The sequence below is a fragment of the Vibrio sp. V08_P9A1T1 genome (assembly GCF_963874405.1).
Classification (GTDB): Bacteria; Pseudomonadota; Gammaproteobacteria; order Enterobacterales; family Vibrionaceae; genus Vibrio; species Vibrio anguillarum.
In genome coordinates, this window is sequence record NZ_CAWNIB010000205.1 from 1 (window position 1) to 2,847 (window position 2,847).

The following is a 2,847-nucleotide window of genomic DNA, read 5'->3' on the forward strand; positions in this document are numbered from 1 at the left end:
ATGTTTACTAGGTTAAAGACATAAATATTAATTACACCAAATAGCTCCATTTTAGTTGTTGAACCGACTGAACAATTCACAACATGCTGGTGCAATAAGGCTATCTCCTGTGTACAAGACTCTGAACATCCGACACCCCGCCCGCTCACGGATAGTTCATCATTACGGTCTTACTCGACAAATGTCAAAATATTGGCGATAGATTCACTATGAATTGTATGAATAGTTGAACTTGCTCAAACTCCAGCCAAAAAAAAGGTAGCCCGAAGGCTACCTTTTCGCATTGATCACATTAAAGGCTATTTTTTAGCGTTTTTACGCTTATCGGTAATTTCCCACCGCCCATTATCGTACAACGCCGTCCAACCTGAGGGTTTACCATCTATCTCAGTGCGTACATAGTGTTCTTTTGACTTACGACTAAAGCGTACAACCGCCGCCACACCATCAGGATCATGTGCAGGCGCATCAGCTAAGTATTGATACTTTGGTGCTAGGCGCTCTTTGAAACGAGCCAATTCTTCAACCAATGGCGCACGTGTCTCACGAGATTTCGGGAAATTGCTCGCCGCAAGAAACAGACCTGAAGCGCCATCACGCAGTACAAAATACGCATCCGAGTTTTCACAAGGCAATTCTGGGAAATGGATAGGATCTTCTTTTGGTGGAGCAACTTCGCCGCTTCTTAAGATCTTACGCGTATTTTTACAGTCATCGCTGGTGCAATCCATGTACTTACCAAAACGGCCATTTTTCAGCACCATGTTTGACCCACACTTGTCACACTCGACAACTGGACCATCATAGCCTTTAACTTTAAACTCACCGAATTCTACAACGTAACCTTCGCAGTTCGGATTGTTCCCGCACACATGCATTTTACGTGTGTCATCGATTAGGTACGCATCCATCGCCGTTTCACAGATAGGACAACGCTTTTTAGCGCGCAGTGCAGCCGTTTCAACATCTTCTTCCAAGACATTGATGACGCCTTCTTCGTCACCTAGGTTAATGGTGGTTTTACAACGCTCTTTAGGCGGCAGTGCATAACCAGAACAACCGAGGAACACCCCTGTAGAGGCTGTACGAATTCCCATTGGACGTGAACATGTCGGACATTGAATGTCGGTCATCACGATGTGGTTGGGTTTCATACCACCTTGTTCTTCATCCAGTTCAGCCGTTTCTAAATCTGCAGTGAAATCTTTAAAGAAATCGTCCAAGACTCCTTTCCAATTTGCAGATCCTGCTGCAATTTGGTCCAGCTTTTCTTCCATTCGCGCGGTGAAGTCATAGTTCATCAAGTCATTGAAACTGTCATCCAGACGATCGGTGACGATTTCACCCATTTTCTCAGCATAAAAACGTCGCTGATCCACTTTCACATAGCCGCGATCTTGAATGGTAGAGATGATAGAAGCATACGTCGATGGTCGGCCTATACCACGCTTTTCAAGCTCTTTTACCAGCGCAGCTTCCGTATAACGTGCCGGTGGCTTAGTGAAATGTTGTTTTGGATCTAACGTTTGCAATAACAACGTTTCGCCCACTTTCACTGGTGGTAAAATTTGGTCTTCATTCTTACCCATTGGACGTTGAACTCGTGTCCAACCATCAAATTTAAGGATGCGACCTTTCGCCTTAAGGGTAAATTCTGCCGCTTTCACGCTCACAGTGGTCGAATCGTATTGAGCTGGCGTCATTTGGCAAGCAACAAACTGATTCCAGATTAGCGCGTATAGCTTATGAGCATCCGCTTCCATACCTTGTAAATCATCGGCTTTCACATCCACGCTGGATGGACGAATCGCTTCGTGCGCTTCTTGAGCGCCCTGCTTACTTCCATAAGCTAACGGATTCTCAGGTAAGTAGGCTTGTCCAAACTCACTCCCAATATAGCTGCGAACCGCTTCGACCGCTTCAGCACTTAAGTTGGTTGAATCGGTACGCATATAAGTGATGTAACCTGCCTCATACAAGCGCTGAGCTAGCATCATCGTTTTCTTCACTCCGTAACCCAAGCGAGTACTGGCTGCTTGCTGTAACGTCGAGGTGATAAAAGGAGCGGAAGGTTTACTGCTGGTTGGGCGGTCTTCACGTTTACACACTTCGTAAGAAGCTTTTTCTAAAATCGAAACCGCTGATTTAGCTTCCGCTTCGTTGACAGGCTTAAACGCTACATCATTTTTTTGCGCGACCAACAGACGGAAATCCGTTTTATCTTGCGTTTTCGTATCAGCATGGATATCCCAGAACTCTTCAGGGACAAACGCGTTAATTTCACGCTCACGCTCAACAAGTAATTTCACCGCCACCGATTGGACGCGACCCGCAGACAAGCCACGCGCCACTTTTTTCCAAAGTAATGGAGAGACCATAAAACCCACCACACGGTCCATGAAACGACGTGCTTGTTGGGCGTTTACACCGTCGATATTCAATTCACCCGGTGTTTGGAAGGCTTGTTGGATTGCATTTTTAGTAATTTCGTTAAATACAACTCGTTTGTATCGCTGTTCATCGCCACCGATGATCTCACGAAGGTGCCAAGCGATGGCCTCTCCTTCGCGGTCCAAATCGGTTGCGAGATAAATGCAGTCGGCATCTTTAGCAAGCTTTTGCAATTCCGCCACTACTTTTTCTTTACCCGGCAAAATTTGGTAATTCGCTTCCCAGCCGTGATAAGGGTCGATGCCCATCTTCTTAATTAACGAACTGCGGTCTTTCTCGCTTTTCAAGCGTGCTTTCTCTTCAGCGCTAAGGTTCTTTGAAGAAGAACTAGGCGTTGCTTTTTTAGCGGTACTTTGACCTGCGGTTGGAAGATCACGAACATGCCCTACGCTCGAC

The 2,847-nt window shown here is 45.9% G+C and carries 1 protein-coding gene; it reads right to left on the reverse strand.

Annotation, left to right across the window (positions count from 1 at the left end; genetic code table 11):
• Positions 1-299: 299 nt before the first annotated feature.
• Positions 300-2,847 (reverse strand): type I DNA topoisomerase (gene topA / locus AACT21_RS08560; protein WP_094163825.1); only part of this gene is annotated, 2,548 nt, incomplete at its 5' end.